Consider the following 16540-nt stretch of genomic DNA (forward strand, 5'->3'; position numbering starts at 1 on the left):
GCCCCGGTAATGATCATTTTGTCGCTTGCCAGGGCGCGCTCGGTGCGGGGCTGTTGGCCAGGCAGCGCCAGCCCCCCGCCGCCTGCTTCAAACGTTGTGCGGCGGCCAGCAAACTGGCCCGGTCGATCAGGAGAATGGCTTCGGGCAATTGCGCCAGATAATCCGACGAGCGGCCCGCCAACTTGCCCTGCCAAAGCAATTCCGCAGCCAGGGCAGTGGGCAACGCCGCGTTGGAAAACTGCCCGGCCAATGTCTGGCGCTGGGCAATGAAGGCGTTGTCGTCGATGACGTTGATCAGCTCCGGCAACCTGCTGAAGAATTGCTCAATGTGCTGCAACAGGTCCACCGGCGCTACGCTGGGCGATTGCACGCCGAACAGCAGCCCGGTTTGCCCGTGAATCTGGCGTAGGGCACTGAACACTGCATAACCCAACTGCAACTCCACCCGCAGGCGCTGGTAGAACGGTGTCTGACAGAGGTGTGCCAGCAAACGCCACGCGGCTTCGTCGGCCAATTCGTTGGTTGCAGTCGGACAGAACAGCAGGATCGCATGCTCGCTCGAGTCGGTATCGACAGTGTTCCACAAGCATTGTGACTGGATCGAAGGTGGCAGGGTCAGTTGAGCGTCCGGCGTGCCGGGTATGCGGCTCAAAGCCAGGCCCATGGCTGCTTGAGTCTGGGCGGACAGGCCCATCGCCAGACCGTCCCAGCGTGCATTCGACCAAAGTTGCTGCAGGTCGTCGGTATTCGCGGTGTGCTCAAGGCAGTGATCGGGCAAAGCCTTGAGCAACTGTCGAATAGGTATCAGTGCAACGCTCGGCGGTTCTGATTGTGAGACCACGGCGTCAGGCTTTGTCAGCTCTTTCAGCGCGTGCTCCAGGACCTTGGGCATCGGCTCCTGTAAACCGGTCATCTTCAGCAGCCATTCATTGCCCGAGGCGCTGAAGGAAAAGTCCACGCCCGCCTGACGCGCGTCTTCGCGTAGCGCATGCAGATTGTTGTCCAGCCGTGTTTGAAGCCGGTTGCCGGGTGTTGATTCCAGGCGCCAGCGTAGATAAATCGCGCCATCAACGCCGTTGTCCGGCAAGGCCTGGCTGAATTGCATCGGTGAACGTTCGCGACGGCTGCGCGAGCGATCCTGGGCAAATGTGCGCAAGCCGCGGTGGGCGCTGGTCTGGCCGCGAATCAATCCGGCGTTGGGCGCTGGCGTTTCGGTGCTCAGGAACGGATTCGGTGCGGGCAGCCGCCATGGACCGCTGAAGTTATCCACAGCACCGATCTGTTTGAGGATGTGTTCAAGGGCTTTTACACCGGCTTCGGATAACCCGACATCGCGTTGTTCGCTGTCCAGTCGGGCTAATTGCAAAGCAGGGCTGACGTGTTGCTGGCGCTGGAGCAGGGCGGCGTATTCTTCTCGCAACCTGCTCCAGTCTTGCCGGGCGAAGAACCCCAGCCAATCCGTTAGGCGTTCGCGAATGCCGGTTACTGGTGATTGCCCCGGCACTGTGAATTCGATGTGCAGCAAGGCTTGCCCGGCGAATTGATACAACATTTCTGCCTTGAGCTTTTCCGCCCGTTCGCGCTCGCGCAAATCCGCCAGCAAACCGCCCGGTTTCTCGGCATTGAGCCAATGGCACAGGAATTCCAAGGCTTCACGGGAGGAGTCGGGCAGCGCTTCGAGGGCAAACAGCAAATCCAGCCGACGTTCACCAGCCTGTTGATAACTTGGATTTAAAGTCGTCGTCAGCGGCACGGGGAGTTGTTGCGGGACTTTTTCACCTTGGGCGATGGCATTGCCAAATGCTTCGGCCATCACCCGCAGCTCATCAAGACTCTGCGGCCCGGCCAGGCTCAAGGTCATTTGTCCGGTCTGGTAATACCGCTGATGAAAGTCCTGCAATGCCTGCTGAAACTCCGGTTGCTCAAGCGGCAGGCTATCGCGATTGCCGGCATGGAAACCCCGCAGCGGATGACGCTCGGACAGCCCCTCGAACAACGCCAAATGCTGTTGCGCCGCCGGATCCTGCGACCACGCGACAAATTCCGCGTGCAGCACCTCCCGTTCCCGCTGCTGATCGTCCAGATTCATACGCGGGTGGGCGAGCATGTCTGACAGACGCTCCAGACCACCGGCGAACGCCAAGGGGGACAATTCAAAAAAATAATCCGTGGTGCGCTCGCTGGTCCGCGCATTCAGTTGCCCGCCGTGGCTCTGTACGTAGGCCATCAGCCCCTGGCCCGCAGGAAAACGCTCAGTCCCGAGAAACAACAAGTGCTCAAGAAAATGCGCCAGGCCGGGCCACGCCAGCGGCACGTCGTGACTGCCCGCAGCGACCCTTAACGCCGCCGCGCAACGCTTCAAATTCGGGCCATGACGAAGCGTCACCCGCAAGCCGTTGGCCAGGGTTTCAGTGTGGGGGCGAGGGTGATTCAGCGCGGGCATGGGCACTTCCAGAACAGTGAAGTGCCAATGCTAGCGGATAACAGGGGATCAGCGCTTGCTCAGGTCGCCGTAAAGCTCCGGGCGACGGTCGAGGAGGTAGCGGTTGGCGGAGCGCGAGTCGCTCATCAACTGACGGTCCAATTCACCGACGATCAACGCTTCATCAAGACCCGCCTGGGCGATGCGGCTGCCATCCGGCGCGGCGATGCTGCTTTGGCCGCAGTAATGGATGTCGCCCTCATGCCCGCAGTAATTGGCGTACGCCACATAGCACTGGTTTTCGAAGGCGCGGGCGCGGACCGTGACGTCGGCGATGAAATCAAAAGGAATCATATTCGCCGTCGGTACCAGAATCAGCTCGGCACCCTCGAGCGCCAGGCGTCGGGCGTTTTCCGGAAACTCCAGGTCGTAGCAGATCAGGAAACCGAGCTTCCAGCCGTTGAGTTCAACCACCGGGAAATCGTTGGCGCCGGCGCTGAACATCGAACGATCGAGATCGCCGAACAAATGCGTCTTGCGGTAGTTGCAGACGCGCTCGCCGGTGGCGTCGATCAGTTGCACGGCGTTGTAGATTTGCCCGTCCTCGGTGCGCTCGGGATAGCCATACAAAATGGCGATCCCGGCAGACTTGGCAATGCGCGCGATCTGTTGCGCCGACTCACCGTTGTACACCTCCGCCAGCACGCTGACGGCATCGACGCCGATGTTGTAGCCAGTCAGGAACATCTCCGGCAGCACCAGCAAATCTGCACCTTTGGCTTCCAGTGCAAGCTGATGCAGGCGTTGCAGGTTGCCGGCGACATCCAAAGGCAACGGTGGACATTGGTAAAGGGCTACGCGCATTTCGGATTCCTCTTACTCGGGCAGGGCGATCGGTCCGATCTCGTTGAACACATCTCCTGGACCCGGATTCTCGGCGTGAGTTGCACCGCCGAAGTGTTTCATGATCCCCCACACCGCGTTGAGCGAGGTCTGCACCGCGCCTTCAACCCAGGCTGGCGTCCACGAAACGTCGTCGCCAGCGATGAAGATTCCGCGCTGCTCGGCTGGCATGTCGTCCTGCATGAAGTGCGCGTACATGCGCTGGTTGTAGCGATAATGGCCGGGCAGGGCGCCTTTGAAGGCACCGAGGAAGTGCGGGTCGGCTTCCCACGAAACAGTGATCGGGTCGCCGATGATTCGTGCGGCGATGTCGACTTTCGGGTAGATCTTCTTCAACGCATCCAATGCCAGCTTCACGCGTTTTTCCACTGGGTGCGGAAGCATTTTCAGCGCGTCGCTCATCCACGAGTACGACAGGCAAATCACCCCCGGCTTGTCGTCGCCGTTGTCGAACAAGTAAGTGCCGCGGGTCAGGCGATCGGTGAGTGTCATGCTCATCAGGTCGCGGCCGGTTTCCGGGTCTTTGTCCTTCCAGAACGGGCGGTCAACCATCACGAAGGTTTTCGACGACTGCATGTAGCGGGTGCGGTCCAAAGCCATCCACATCTTTTGCGAGAACAGGGTTTCGTCGCATTCGATCTGGGTGGTCAGCAGCCAGCTCTGGCAGGTGGTCAGCACTGCGGCGTATTCGCGGGTGTCACCGTTGTTGTCGGTGACCGCAAAACGCCCGTCCGGCGCGTGGGCGATTTTCTTCACGCCGGAACGAGGCGCACCGCTGTGCAACGACTTCAGGCTAGTACCTTGCGGCCAGTGCACGCAGCGTTCCGGGACGTGGCGCCAGATGCCCTGAGGCACTTGTTCCACGCCACTGACCACCAAGTGCTGGTGATCGTCGCAGTTGGTCATCACCACGCGGAAGATTTCCAGCATCGAGTTGGGGAAGTCCGAGTCCCAGCCACCGGTCCCGAAACCGACCTGGCCGAACACTTCGCGATGATGGAACGACAGCTTGGCGAAGGCTTCGGAGTTGGCAACGAAATCGTAGAAGGTTCGGTCGTCCCACAGCGGTACAAGGGTGTTCCACAGCTCTTTGAGGCGCGGAACGTCGCGGTCGCGGATGGCCTGCTGGATATCAGCGAATTGCGAGCCGGCTTCCAGGGCGTCGGCCCAGGCGTCGGCGACCTCCTGGAACAGTGCAGGAAGATCCGCCAGTTTTTGTGCGTAGTGAGTCTTGCCTTCCAGATCGATGACAGTGCTGCCGGAGGCCGGGGTCAAGGGGTTGGGGAAGGGTTTTGTTTCGAGGTTCAGCTTGTCGACATAGTGATAGAACGCGGTGGAGGACACCGGAAAGCGCATGCCGCCGAGTTCGGCGACGATGCCGTCGGTGCCGTTGAAGGCCTGGGAGCGCAGGCGACCGCCCAACTTCGACGCCTCATAGACCACGGGCTTGAGGCCAAGCTTCATCAATTCGTAAGCGGCCACCAGTCCTGCGATACCGGCGCCGACAATCGCCACTTCGGCACCGTGATGGTGCTCGGGAATGCTGCCCAGGCCGGCCGGGTGTTCGATCCAGTCGTCGAAAGCGAAAGGAAAGTCCGGGCCGAAAATGGTGACTGGTTTTTTACCGTCTGCAGGATGGCGATTGTTCTTGTTCATGGCTGACCTTGCTGGCGACCCGACGCGGAATGCGCATCTGAGTATAGGAAAAGATGCCAGCCATTCTAGAGAGCACAGAACACGTTAATAAGACGCAAAGTGTCGTCGTTTTGCCAGTATTAAGATCAATCTGACGAACAAACCACATAAACTGACAATGGGGGCCCTGTAGGAGCAAGCTTGCTCGCGACGGCCTCAGCCCAGACAACCCTGAAGCCATGCACAAATAATCAAACCGGCTGCCCCCGATCAATCTTGCTACTCAAGATGATCGACGTCGTGGTCTTCTCCACCCCATCCACGCTGCCAATCTGATCCAGCAACTGATCCAGCTGTTCCGGCGAATCGGTGCGTAACCACGCCACATAATCGAACTCACCACTCACCGCACACAATTGCTGCACCTGCGCCATCGCGCTCAGCCTTCGCAACACTTCCTTGCCCGAGCGCGGCTGCACGGTAATCCCGACATACGCCTGCAACCCGCCATCCACCACGCGTTGCCCGAGACGCACGCCATAACCGGTAATCACCTTGGCTTTTTCCAGCCGCGCCAGGCGTGAGGTGACGGTAGTGCGGGCGATGCCCAGTTGCCGGGCGAGCATGGCCACGCTTTCGCGGGCGTTGATTTGCAGGGCCGCGATCAATTGGCGATCGATTTCATCGAGAACGGGTGGGCGAATGTCAGGCAAAGAAATGTCTCCAGCGGCATGAATCGATGCGCAAGCATGTTACAGGCAGTTAATGCACGACGCTCGCGAGTAAGGGCTGAGGCGTTTTGTCGGGCGAAAAAGTGTGCGTGGAAATCGGCTAGGATTGAGGCAGTCGAGGGCGCGAGGCGAAGGACATGACAACTAAGCTACCGACCCCAGTACGCGAACGCGCATTGCAGATCGCCCATCACGAAATGGGCCACTACGTCGTGGCCCGCGCCCTGGGTTTTGCCACGGGCGGCGTAACCCTGACGGTGACTATGGACTTGCGCCACCAGGGCGGGGCCTGCATTACGCTGGTGCGGCCAATTTCATCGCTGGGCGCCATGAAAGAACATCTCGAAGCCCGGATGATGGTGCTCCTGGCGGGCGCGATGGCGCAGACACTCCCATCAAAACCTTCAGCCCCGAAACGCGTCGACAAGCCCAAAGCCACAGCCATCCTCAAAGGCGAGCAGGGGGCGGAACAGGACTACGCAAAAATCAGGGAGCTGCAGCATCTGCTGCGCAACATCGTCTATCCCGAAACCGCCCCGGCGTCGTCTGAGCGAATAGCGGCGCAGCTAAAAGCCATGACGGATCGGGTGTGGGTTCGGACGCAAAAAATCATAGAGGATCAAGCCGAAACGATTGCCGGGTTGGCCGTGGCGTTGGTCGACGGCATGGCTATCGTGGAGCAGTGGGGGCGGGCGGCGGATACGTATGAAGTTGTGTTCACCGGGCCGATGCTGGAACGGATGCGGGCGGTGCGGGATATTCCTTTGGTGGGTGTTGGGGCTGACGGTTTCCAGGAGACCGTTCAGGTCTGGAAATAATGAAGGGCTGAAGTGTTATTTGCTAGCAAGCATTGCGTCTTGCACCAGTAACAACAGTGCATCAGTCGCCGCTAGCAGCTCAGCCAGAAGGGTTTCGTCCACATCCATATAACCTTCGTACTCAGCCAGATTGCGGCGCTCGTGACAAAGCGCGAAAAGGCGTACCTGAATTTTGTTAAGTCCGAGAGTATGTACGAGGCACTGAAACACCAGGTAACGGCGGTCAGAGCGAAAACCCTGCAAACGCATGGCCGTCAGTGCAAGGGCATGTGCGGAGTTATAGGCGAGGTCGAAACGACTGGCGAACGACAGTGCGGAACTGTGAGCATCCTTCAAACGGTCCGCGGCCGATCTCAGCAGCCCCTCACATTCATTGCGATCTGGCGCTTCGGCTTTGAGACCGCCGCTGCGAACAAGATTCTCCAGATTTTCGTTACTGCCCATTGGCTATCTCCGCTGGATTACGGCCAATCAAATCAATTTTTTCCTGTTGTTCAACCCGCACGACAAAGCTGTTGCCGGCCGCTTTCTTGGCTTGCCAGTCGGCCAGTGTGTAGAGCGTTGGGTTAATGGTGCGGCCGAGTTGTTCCTCTACGGGTAACAGCCGTTCCATCAAGTCGCTGTAACTGAGATTTTCGCCGATCAACATCAGATCAATGTCACTGCCTGCATGCTCATTACCCTTGGCAATGGAGCCATAGATGAACGCCCATACAAACTGATCAGACACCGGAGACAGTGCCGTACGCAGCTGCTCTGCTATGCCAAAAGTCTTACGCACGATCCCAAGTAGTTCCAAATAGATGGGGCACTCAGGGTTGGCCTGGTAGTGGGTCTGATTACCCCGTCGACTCATTGTGAGAATGCCCGCGCCGTGCAAACGCTCCAGCTCACGCATCAGACTGCCCTTGCCGACCTGCGCCAAGCGGGATATTTCATTGGCATAGAAGCTCTGATCCGGTTTGCCATACAAAATGCCCAGCACTTTTTGCTGAGTAGCAGTGAACAGAGCATCGCTGAGCGGGATGGCGGGCATGGTCAATTCTATGAGTCCCAAAAAGGGAACGATAGGTCCCTTTTTGGGAATTTTCAACTCTGCCGTGATTATGTGTTTTTCTATGGGTTTGCTTCCTTTCCGGTTTGAACTGGGACACGTTCCAGCACTTTCGCCACATCATCAATCACGGCCTTGCTCATGGCCGTCAGGTAATGCGCCGCCCAGGCGTGGCGGTCAGTGTCTTTGGCGTAGGCGGCATCCATGGTCAACCCCTTGGCGAGGTACAACAGATCGGAAGCCTGAGCTAATGCATCAGCCAGCGGAACGCCGCGACTGACGTGGAACAGCGCCTGGTTCTTGCAGTAGATGAAGGGGGTGAAGCCGATGGTTTTTTGTTCTGAAGGTAAGGGCGGATTGATTTTACTCATGGGATAACTCCTGGTTATTCAGGGAACCGCCACTTTCGTTTCCAAGCGAATGGGTGGCAGCTGAGCGCAGGTTGGAAAACCGGGAACCAGAGAAACCGGCACGCTCGAAAGCGTCCCACGCACAGCTGCCATGACACAGAGTTGCAGCGATAAAAACGGCTGCAGTCTTGATTGGGCACTGTTGCGCTACGGTTCGACGGGTTTCCAAGCCCGATCGCTGAATGGTCAGCGACGTCCAGAGACTATCCCGTCAAACAAAAGCGCAACAAGGTGCCAAAGTGCCCAAATAGAAGATTCAGAGTTTGCCTACAAGGTCCTACGGCGTCATCCGATAAAGCGAGACCTTAAGTAAACAAAACCAAACCCCAGACACGAAAAAGCCGCGCATTGCGCGGCTTTCATGTTTGGTGGGCCCACACGGACTTGAACCGTGGACCAAAGGATTATGAGTCCTCTGCTCTAACCAACTGAGCTATAGGCCCTCAGTAGGTCGCGGATTATAGCGACGGTTTCGCGGCTGTGCTATCCGAAAAATCCAATACGGTCGTACGAAGAAACGTCGCGGCAAATTCGTCGGGGGGTAGGGGCAGGCTGACGATGTAGCCCTGGATTTGTTCACAGCCTTCGGTGGCGAGGAATTGCTGTTGCGCCTGGGTCTCGACGCCTTCGGCAATCACGGTGAATTGCATGCTGCGCCCGAGGGCGATGATGGCGCGAACGATCGCTGCATCGTGGGGATCGTCCGGCAGGCCGCGGACGAAGGATTGGTCGATCTTGAGGATGTCCAGCGGCAGGCGTTTGAGGTAGCTCAATGACGAGTAGCCCGTGCCGAAGTCGTCGATGGCCAGTTGCACGCCCAGCTGCTTGAGTTGGTGCAACACGGCCAGCGCTTCTTCTGCCTGGCTCATGATGAAGTTTTCGGTGATCTCCAATTGCAGTAAATCGGGTTCGAGGCGGTAGTCCTTGAGCAGTTGTTCGATGCGCCCGAGCAGGTTCGGCTGGCGCAGTTGTGCGCCGGCGAGGTTGACCGACAGGGGGCCAAGGCCTTCGTAGGATTTGTTCCACTCGTGCATTTGCCGGCAGGCGGTTTCCAGCACCCAGTCGCCGATCTGCAGGATCATGCCGTTTTCTTCGGCCAGGGAGATGAAGTGCTCCGGTGGCACGTCGCCAAAGGTCGGGTGGCGCCAGCGGATCAAGGCTTCGGCGCCTACCAGGCGGTAGTCGTCGAGGCTGATCTTTGGCTGGTAGTAGAGGTGCAGTTCGTTGCGTTCGATGGCGCGGCGCAGTTCGTGTTCAAGGGCGACGCGTTCGCTGGCCTGGGCGGTGAGGTCGCGGGTGTAGCTTTCGACCCGGTTACGACCCTTGGCCTTGGAGCGATACATCGCCGCGTCAGCGTTCTTGATCAGTGTGGCCACGTCGCAGCCGTCCTGTGGATAAAGGCTGGTGCCGATGCTGGAGCTGATGAAGAACTCGTGCTCACCGGCCTGGAACGGCGCGGTAAAGCAATTGAGCAGCTTGGTGGCAATGTTGTCGGCATCGCTGGGTTGCTGCAGGCCGGGCAGCAGGATGATGAATTCGTCGCCGCCCAGGCGCGCCACGGTGTCGATATCGCGCAACTGTTCCTTGAGGCGAACCGCAATGCCCTTGAGCAGCAGGTCGCCGACCGGGTGGCCGAGGCTGTCGTTGATGTGTTTGAAACGGTCGAGGTCGAGGAACAGCACGGCGCCTTGGCCGCCATTTTCTTTCTGGGTATTGAGCGCGGTCAGCAGGCGGCTTTCGAATAGCGTACGGTTGGGCAGGCCGGTCAGCGGGTCGTGGTGGGCCTGGTAGTCGAGCTTGGCCTGGGCGTGCTTGAGGCTGGAAATATCGGCGAACACCGCCACGAAGTGCGTGATGAATTTGTCGCGGTTGCGCACGGCGCTGATGGTCAGCCAGCTCGGGTAGAGCTCACCGTTTTTGCGCCGGTTGGAAATCTCCCCTTGCCAGTGACCTTCGGCGGTCAATTGGTGCCACATTGCGGCGTAGAACGCGCTGTCATGCAGGCCCGAGGCAAGCAGGCGCGGGGTGTGACCCAGCGCTTCGCTTTCGCTGTAACCGGTGATCTCGGTGAACGCCCGGTTGACCGCGCTGATGTGCTGTTGGGTGTCAGTGATCAACACGCCTTCGGCGGTGCTCTCGAATACGGTAGCGGCCTGTTGCAATTTTTCCTGCATCAGGTGGCGCTCGGTGATGTCGCGAGCGATGGTCAACATGCAGTCCTCGTCACCGATCGGCAACGGACGGCTGGACACCTCACAGAGGCGGATCTGCCCGTCGCTGCGGCGGATATGGCAACTGAAGTCGCGGACGAAACCGTCGCGGTGCAACAGGTCGAGCATCTGCTTGCGTTCGTTGAGGTTGACCCAGATCCCGAGATCGAGGGCCGAGCGATCGACCGACATCGCGCTGTTGAACCCGGTAATGCGGCTGAAACCTTCGTTGACCTCAATCAGCAGGCCGTCGCTCTGGCGCGACAGCAACAAACCGTCCGGAGAGGCGTGGAACGCCTTGGCGAATTTCTCTTCGGACGTTTGCAGTTGCTGTTGGGTTTCCTTGAGTTGGGTGATGTCGCGCACGACCACCACCAGCGCCGGGGTTGTATCGAGGTCGAACGGTTCGGCGGAGATCAGGCCGGTAAACACCTGGCCATTGCTGCGGCGAAACGGCATTTCCAGGTTGCGGATGCTGCCGGCCTGCAAGCGTTGCAGCAAACCCGGGCCCACGCCGGGAATGCCCCAGATCTTGAGATTGGTGGCGGTCTGGCCGATGACGTCTTCGGCACGCAAGCCGATCTGCTCCTCGAAGGCTTCGTTGACTTCCAGCAGGCAGCCATCGGACAGTCGCGCGATGACCAGGATGTCCGGGCATTGCTGGAACACCGAGGCAAACTTTTGCTCCGACAGCCGCAGCGCTTCTTCGGTGCGCTTGGCCTCGCTGATGTCGATCATCAGCCCGCGCATCACCGGCTCATGCCCGTGTTCAATCAAACTGACAATGTCACGCACCCACAGGCAGCGCCCATCCGCCGTGATCACTCGGTAATCGAGGCTGTGATCGCGCCCGGCCAAGACTTCGTGGTCACAAAAGCTTTGTGCGCGGATGAGGTCGGCGGGGTGAATGATGTTGCGCCAGAAGCCCGGGATCAGCCAATGGGACAAGGGATAGCCCAGCAGGTCTTCGGCGTGGGGCGACACATAGCTGTAGGTGAAGTCGCTCATCCGCGCTTCCCAGGCGATGGCCGACAAACTCTCCACCAAGCCGCGATAGTGATATTCGCTGCTGCGCAGTTCCTGTTCCAGGTCGACCCGTCGGGCAATTTCCGAACTCAGTCTGCGGTTGATCCGGATCACCACGGCCAGTACGGTGATCAGTAGCAATAAGCCCGGCAGGCCATAGAGCAGCAGGTCGGACCAGAACGTGCGGTGGTCGAGAACGTTGCCAACCCATTGCTCCTGGATGCTGTTGATTTCGGCGGGGGTCATGTCGGCCAGGACTTTGTCGAGAATGCCGACCAGCACTTTGTTATTCCGCGGTACGCCCATGGCCAGTTGGTAACGATAGGGTGTCTCGCCACTGACGTAGAGCCCGTCGAGCTTCAGTTGCCGCAGGCTCCAGACGCTGGAGGCAAGGTCGCCCACGACGGCGTCCACTTCATCGGTGGCCAGTGCCTGCAGGGCCGAGCTGACATTGGGCATGGCCACCAGGTTCAGGTCGGGATGGTGAGTGCGCAACAGTTCGTGGGGCGCATAGTTTTCCACCACGGCGATTTTCAGGCCGTACAGGTCGTCGAGTTTGCGTGGCTGGGCACCGCCGACGTGGGCCAGGATTACAATCGGAAAGTCCAGGTAGGGGCGGGTAAATGACAGAAAAGCCTGGCGTTCCGGGGTCGACATGATGCCTGGCAACAGATCGAGGTGACCTTGCTTGGCCTGCTCCAGCACAGCGGTCCAGCTGACCGGTTCGATAGGCGTCAGTTTGACGGCCAAGCGCTGGCGGATCACGTTGATATAGTCCGCCGCAAGGCCCTGATAGCGCCCCTCATCGTCGCGAAACTCAAAGGGCGGCCAGGACGCATCGACACCCAGGCGCAAGTCCGGGTGGTCCGCAAGCCAGCTGCGTTCTTCGTCGGTAAGAGTCAGCGCGCCAGCCGTTGCGGTCCAGGTCATCAGCGACAGTAAAAAAAGCACGGTCGACAGTCTGGGCATAACGGTCTCGTTATGGCTCGGGGAATGTTTCGAGTGTAGACGGGCTACGGAGGGGAGGGGGGAGGTGCGGCGATATTAATCTGCCATAAAACAAAACCCCCGGCCTGGGCCGGGGGTTTTGTGATCACTCGTCGAGGAAGGAGCGCAGATGCTCGCTTCTCGTCGGGTGGCGCAACTTGCGCAGCGCCTTGGCTTCGATCTGACGAATCCGTTCACGGGTCACGTCGAACTGCTTACCAACCTCCTCGAGGGTGTGGTCGGTATTCATGTCGATACCGAAGCGCATGCGCAGTACCTTGGCTTCACGGGCAGTGAGGCCGGACAGCACTTCGCGAGTCGCTTCTTTAAGGCTCTCAACGGTAGCAACATCGATTGGCGACTGCATGGTCGAGTCTTCGATGAAGTCACCCAGATGGGAGTCTTCGTCATCACCGATCGGGGTTTCCATGGAGATCGGCTCTTTCGCGATCTTCAATACCTTGCGGATCTTGTCCTCAGGCATTTCCATGCGTTCGCCCAGCTCTTCCGGGGTCGGTTCGCGACCCATTTCCTGCAACATCTGCCGGGAAATACGGTTGAGCTTGTTGATCGTCTCGATCATGTGCACCGGAATACGGATGGTGCGGGCCTGGTCGGCGATCGAGCGAGTGATCGCCTGACGGATCCACCAGGTGGCATAAGTCGAGAATTTGTAGCCGCGGCGGTATTCGAACTTGTCTACCGCTTTCATCAAACCAATGTTGCCTTCCTGGATCAGGTCGAGGAATTGCAAGCCACGGTTGGTGTACTTCTTGGCGATGGAGATCACCAGACGCAAGTTCGCTTCAACCATCTCTTTCTTCGCGCGACGGGCCTTGGCCTCGCCGATCGACATGCGACGGTTGATGTCCTTGATCTCGGCGATGGTCAGACCGGTTTCGGTCTCCAGCGCGGTCAGCTTCTGCTGGCAACGAATGATGTCCGGCTGCAGGCGACCAATGGCTTCAGCGTATTTGCTTTTGCCTTTGGCCAGTGCGTCGGTCCAGCTTTCGTCGACTTCGTTGCCCGGGAACTGGCGCAGGAAATCGGCACGTGGCATGCGAGCATCACGTACGCAGAGCTGCATGATTGCACGCTCTTGCTGACGCAGACGATCCAGGGCACTGCGAACACGCTCGACCAGGCCTTCGAATTGCTTCGGCACCAGTTTGATCGGCATGAACAGCTCGGCCAGCGCCAACAGTTCGGCGATCGCCGCCTTGTTGTTGCGACCGTGCTTTTTCAGGGCCTTGCGGGTGATTTCCATCTGATCGGCAACCGCGCCAAAACGCTGTGCGGCGATGACCGGATCCGGACCGCTTTCGGCTTCTTCTTCGTCGTCCGAAGATTCAGCTTCATCGTCGTCGGTATCGTCGTCCGCTTTCACGGCTTTCGGATCGATCGGCGGCGGCACTTCGGCGGCAGGCGGCGCAATGCCGTCGTCCGGGTCGATGTAACCGCTCAGGACGTCAGACAGGCGACCACCTTCGGAGGTGACGCGGGTGTACTCGGAGAGGATATGGTCAACCGTGCCAGGGAAGTGCGCGATTGCGCTCATCACTTCACGGATGCCCTCTTCAATACGCTTGGCGATTTCAATTTCGCCTTCACGAGTGAGGAGCTCTACCGTACCCATTTCGCGCATGTACATGCGCACCGGGTCGGTAGTGCGACCAATGTCGGTCTCGACCGCTGCCAACGCAGCAGCTGCCTCTTCGGCCGCGGCTTCGTCGGTATCGGCGTCGGCCAGCATAAGGGAATCCTTATCTGGCGCAACCTCGAATACGTTGATCCCCATGTCGTTGATCATGCGGATGATGTCTTCCACCTGTTCCGGATCTGAAATATCCTCCGGCAGGTGGTCGTTGACCTCCGCGTAAGTCAGGTAGCCCTGCTCACGACCCAGTGTGATCAACTCTTTGATACGAGACTGCTGTTGCGCTTTTCCGGACATAACACCCTATCCACTGAAGGTCTTGGCGGGCAAAAAACAAGCCGAGGATTATACCTGAGCTATGACCTCACGCGCCAGTTGAGGTCGGGTTTGGTACAGCCATATTGCGTTTTAATAGGTCGCGCATCTGATTTGCGATCTGATTTGCTTCCTCGGCAGTCAATCCTGGCTGCTTCGCTTTCCTGATGAGTTCTTCCAGGCTATCGGTGTGCTGACCCGCTGATAACCTAGTAATGGTGTCTAAAAACTGTTGTTCAAGGTTGTCGCCCTGAATCAGCCATTCCTTTTCTGCCAGGGCCTTGAGCAAGCGTCCCTGTTCGGTGCCGTGCCAGCGGGCCATGAGCTGAATTGAGTTTAGCTTAGGATTTTTTTGCACCGCCTCGATGAGGGCTACCAGCAACTGTGCGTAGGTGTTGCTCTCATTGGCGAAATGGTTGGCGGTTTCTACCTTGCCAGCCAGCTGCGGATGATGAATCAGCGTGCGTAGCGCAATCAGCGTAGGTGCTTCGACCGCAATCGGTTTGCGCGGCGGTTGATCGCGATCGCCGCCTCGTTTGCCGTTCTTGTCCCACGGTTTTTTGTCCCATTTCTTGCCGCCCGCGCCGGGTTTCTTAGGCGTCCATTCCTGTTGCGGCACATACATTTCTTGCGATTGCGGCTGATGATAGTCGCTGAAATCGGGCATTGCGTCGTAATCGAAGCCGGGGTCGTATGCCGGTGGCGCTTCCTGTGGGGCGCTTTGAGCCAGCTGACTTACCGCTTCGCCGCTTAGGCCGGTGATTTCGCTCAGGCGCTGACGCATCAGGATGCGCAGGTTGGCGCCAGGCACTTTGTCGATCAGCGGCGCCGCGAGGGTGGCCATGTGGGCCTTGCCTTCGAGCGAGCGCGGGTCCGATTCTTCAGTCAGTTGCTGGAAGAAATAGTCGGCCAGTGGTTGTGCGTGCTGGTTGATGCGTGCGCGGAAGGCATCGGTGCCTTCGGAGCGGATCAGGGTGTCCGGGTCTTCGCCTTCGGGCAGGAACAGAAAGCGCGCGCGGCGGCCGTCCTGCAGGCTCGACAAGGTAGCTTCCAGTGCACGCCAGGCGGCATTACGGCCGGCCTGGTCACCGTCGAAGCAAAACAGCACGTTGGGCACGACGCGAAACAGTCGCTTCATATGCTCTTCGCTGGTGGCGGTACCCAGCGTTGCGACGGCATTGCGCAAGCCTTGCTGGGCCAGGGCAATGACGTCCATGTAGCCTTCGACGACGATGATTTCGTCGAGGTTGCGGTTGTTCTTGCGCGCCTCATACAGGCCGTAGAGTTCCTGGCCTTTATGGAACACCGGGGTTTCCGGGGAGTTCAGGTATTTCGGCTTGTCATCGCCCAGGACCCGGCCACCAAAAGCAATGATGCGCCCGCGGCTGTCGCGGATCGGGAACATCACGCGATCGCGGAAGCGATCGTAGCGCTTGCCGGTTTCGGCGTTCTCGATCAGCAGGCCGGCGTCGATCATGACTTTTTGTTGCAGGGTATCGCTGCTCAGATGCTTGAACAGGTTGTCCCAGCCTGGCGGAGCAAAGCCCAGACCAAAATCACGGGCGATTTCGCCGGTCAGGCCGCGGCCTTTCAAATAATCCACGGCAGCTTTGCGCGATGGATGGCTTTTCAGGGCCTGGCGATAGAAATCGGCGGCAGCGGTGAGCAGCGCATACAGCGGCGAATCGGTCGGTTGCCGCGGCTTGTGCGGGCGGCCGCTTTCTTCGCGGGGGATTTCCATGCCGGCGGCTTTGGCCAGTTCTTCGACGGCCTGGACGAAATCCAGGTTGTCGTGGTCCATGATGAAGCCGAGGGCATTACCGCCAGCGCCGCAGCCGAAGCAGTAATAGAACTGCTTGTCGGGGCTGACGCTGAAGGACGGTGTTTTTTCTTTGTGAAACGGGCAGCAGGCGGTGTGGTTCTTGCCGGCTTTTTTCAGTTGCAGGCGCGAGCTGACCACATCGACGATGTCGGTGCGGTTCAGAAGGTCGTCAATGAAGCTCTGGGGAATTAGCCCGGCCATGGCGTTCTCGTCATCTGCGCTTAAAGGTGCCCGAAACGAAGGGCGGCCAAACGCGGGTCATTGTTTGAGGCGCGCAGGGTATGCGGCTCGACCAGTGTCGTCTGCGTAATCGCTATCGGGAAGTGTATCTGCCGAAAATCCACTGACGTTAATGCTCATCAGTCATCGACTAGTTGAAAGTGTTGCGCTGAATCCGGCTGCGACCCGTAACAGGTCTCGGATAGCTCATCATTTGGCATGCGTGTGATGCCTTGGGCTGATCGTCGTGAGAGGAATCAGTGAGTGTGCTCGTCAGTAGCCTTGAAAGGCTCGTCAGAAAAGACGTGCACCGCTGGCAAAAGAGCCAGGT

11 protein-coding genes and 1 tRNA gene are annotated in these 16540 nt (G+C 58.9%); 1 reads left to right on the forward strand and 11 read right to left on the reverse strand.

What is annotated here, in order from left to right:
* Positions 1-13 precede the first annotated feature (13 nt).
* From pqqF to KHO07_RS02450, 4 genes are all read right to left on the reverse strand, one after another.
* Positions 14-2443: a pyrroloquinoline quinone biosynthesis protein PqqF gene (gene pqqF, locus KHO07_RS02435; protein ID WP_212626393.1), complete on the reverse strand. Its 2430-nt coding sequence runs from the start codon at positions 2441-2443 to the stop codon at positions 14-16.
* 48 nt (positions 2444-2491) lie between these two features.
* Positions 2492-3286, reverse strand: coding sequence for a carbon-nitrogen hydrolase family protein (locus KHO07_RS02440; protein WP_150736119.1), 795 nt, complete (start codon positions 3284-3286; stop codon positions 2492-2494).
* Positions 3287-3298: 12 nt separating this feature from the next.
* Positions 3299-4981 (reverse strand): NAD(P)/FAD-dependent oxidoreductase, encoded by a 1683-nt coding sequence (locus KHO07_RS02445; RefSeq protein ID WP_212626394.1) that lies wholly within the window; start codon positions 4979-4981, stop codon positions 3299-3301.
* Between the two features lie 230 nt (positions 4982-5211).
* Positions 5212-5673: an Lrp/AsnC family transcriptional regulator gene (locus KHO07_RS02450; RefSeq protein ID WP_046029956.1), complete on the reverse strand. Its 462-nt coding sequence runs from the start codon at positions 5671-5673 to the stop codon at positions 5212-5214.
* Positions 5674-5828: 155 nt separating this feature from the next.
* Between KHO07_RS02450 and KHO07_RS02455 the strand changes: the two genes are divergently transcribed.
* Complete coding sequence (locus KHO07_RS02455; protein WP_212626395.1) at positions 5829-6509, forward strand: peptidase M41; 681 nt, start codon at positions 5829-5831, stop codon at positions 6507-6509.
* Between the two features lie 15 nt (positions 6510-6524).
* Here the strand turns inward: KHO07_RS02455 and KHO07_RS02460 are convergent, their stop codons facing one another.
* The 7 genes from KHO07_RS02460 to dnaG form a co-directional block, all read right to left on the reverse strand.
* The gene (locus KHO07_RS02460; protein ID WP_212626396.1) at positions 6525-6953 is read right to left on the reverse strand and encodes a hypothetical protein; all 429 of its coding nucleotides are present in this window, start codon (positions 6951-6953) and stop codon (positions 6525-6527) included.
* Complete coding sequence (locus KHO07_RS02465) at positions 6943-7545, reverse strand: nucleotidyltransferase domain-containing protein (RefSeq protein WP_212626397.1); 603 nt, start codon at positions 7543-7545, stop codon at positions 6943-6945. The genes KHO07_RS02460 and KHO07_RS02465 overlap by 11 nt, the downstream gene beginning before the upstream one ends.
* 80 nt (positions 7546-7625) lie before the next feature.
* A complete protein-coding gene (locus KHO07_RS02470; RefSeq protein ID WP_212626398.1) occupies positions 7626-7934 on the reverse strand; it encodes a DUF3077 domain-containing protein in 309 nt (102 codons plus the stop codon).
* Positions 7935-8339: 405 nt separating this feature from the next.
* Positions 8340-8416, reverse strand: a tRNA-Ile gene (locus KHO07_RS02475).
* A gap of 15 nt (positions 8417-8431) precedes the next feature.
* Positions 8432-12178 (reverse strand): EAL domain-containing protein, encoded by a 3747-nt coding sequence (locus tag KHO07_RS02480; protein WP_212626399.1) that lies wholly within the window; start codon positions 12176-12178, stop codon positions 8432-8434.
* Positions 12179-12302: 124 nt separating this feature from the next.
* Positions 12303-14150 (reverse strand): RNA polymerase sigma factor RpoD, encoded by a 1848-nt coding sequence (gene rpoD, locus KHO07_RS02485; RefSeq protein ID WP_150736124.1) that lies wholly within the window; start codon positions 14148-14150, stop codon positions 12303-12305.
* 67 nt (positions 14151-14217) lie between these two features.
* Positions 14218-16191: a DNA primase gene (gene dnaG, locus KHO07_RS02490; protein WP_150703844.1), complete on the reverse strand. Its 1974-nt coding sequence runs from the start codon at positions 16189-16191 to the stop codon at positions 14218-14220.
* Positions 16192-16540: the final 349 nt, after the last annotated feature.

This window comes from Pseudomonas sp. PP3, from assembly GCF_905336995.1.
Classification (GTDB): Bacteria; Pseudomonadota; Gammaproteobacteria; order Pseudomonadales; family Pseudomonadaceae; genus Aquipseudomonas; species Aquipseudomonas reinekei.

Coding starts and splice junctions, on each gene's coding strand:
- pqqF (WP_212626393.1), bottom strand. CDS start 2,443: ATGCCCGCGCTGAATCACCCTCGCCCCCACACTGAAACCCTGGCCAAC.
- KHO07_RS02440 (WP_150736119.1), bottom strand. CDS start 3,286: ATGCGCGTAGCCCTTTACCAATGTCCACCGTTGCCTTTGGATGTCGCC.
- KHO07_RS02445 (WP_212626394.1), bottom strand. CDS start 4,981: ATGAACAAGAACAATCGCCATCCTGCAGACGGTAAAAAACCAGTCACC.
- KHO07_RS02455 (WP_212626395.1), top strand. CDS start 5,829: ATGACAACTAAGCTACCGACCCCAGTACGCGAACGCGCATTGCAGATC.
- KHO07_RS02460 (WP_212626396.1), bottom strand. CDS start 6,953: ATGGGCAGTAACGAAAATCTGGAGAATCTTGTTCGCAGCGGCGGTCTC.
- KHO07_RS02465 (WP_212626397.1), bottom strand. CDS start 7,545: ATGCCCGCCATCCCGCTCAGCGATGCTCTGTTCACTGCTACTCAGCAA.
- KHO07_RS02470 (WP_212626398.1), bottom strand. CDS start 7,934: ATGAGTAAAATCAATCCGCCCTTACCTTCAGAACAAAAAACCATCGGC.
- KHO07_RS02480 (WP_212626399.1), bottom strand. CDS start 12,178: ATGCCCAGACTGTCGACCGTGCTTTTTTTACTGTCGCTGATGACCTGG.
- rpoD (WP_150736124.1), bottom strand. CDS start 14,150: ATGTCCGGAAAAGCGCAACAGCAGTCTCGTATCAAAGAGTTGATCACA.
- dnaG (WP_150703844.1), bottom strand. CDS start 16,191: ATGGCCGGGCTAATTCCCCAGAGCTTCATTGACGACCTTCTGAACCGC.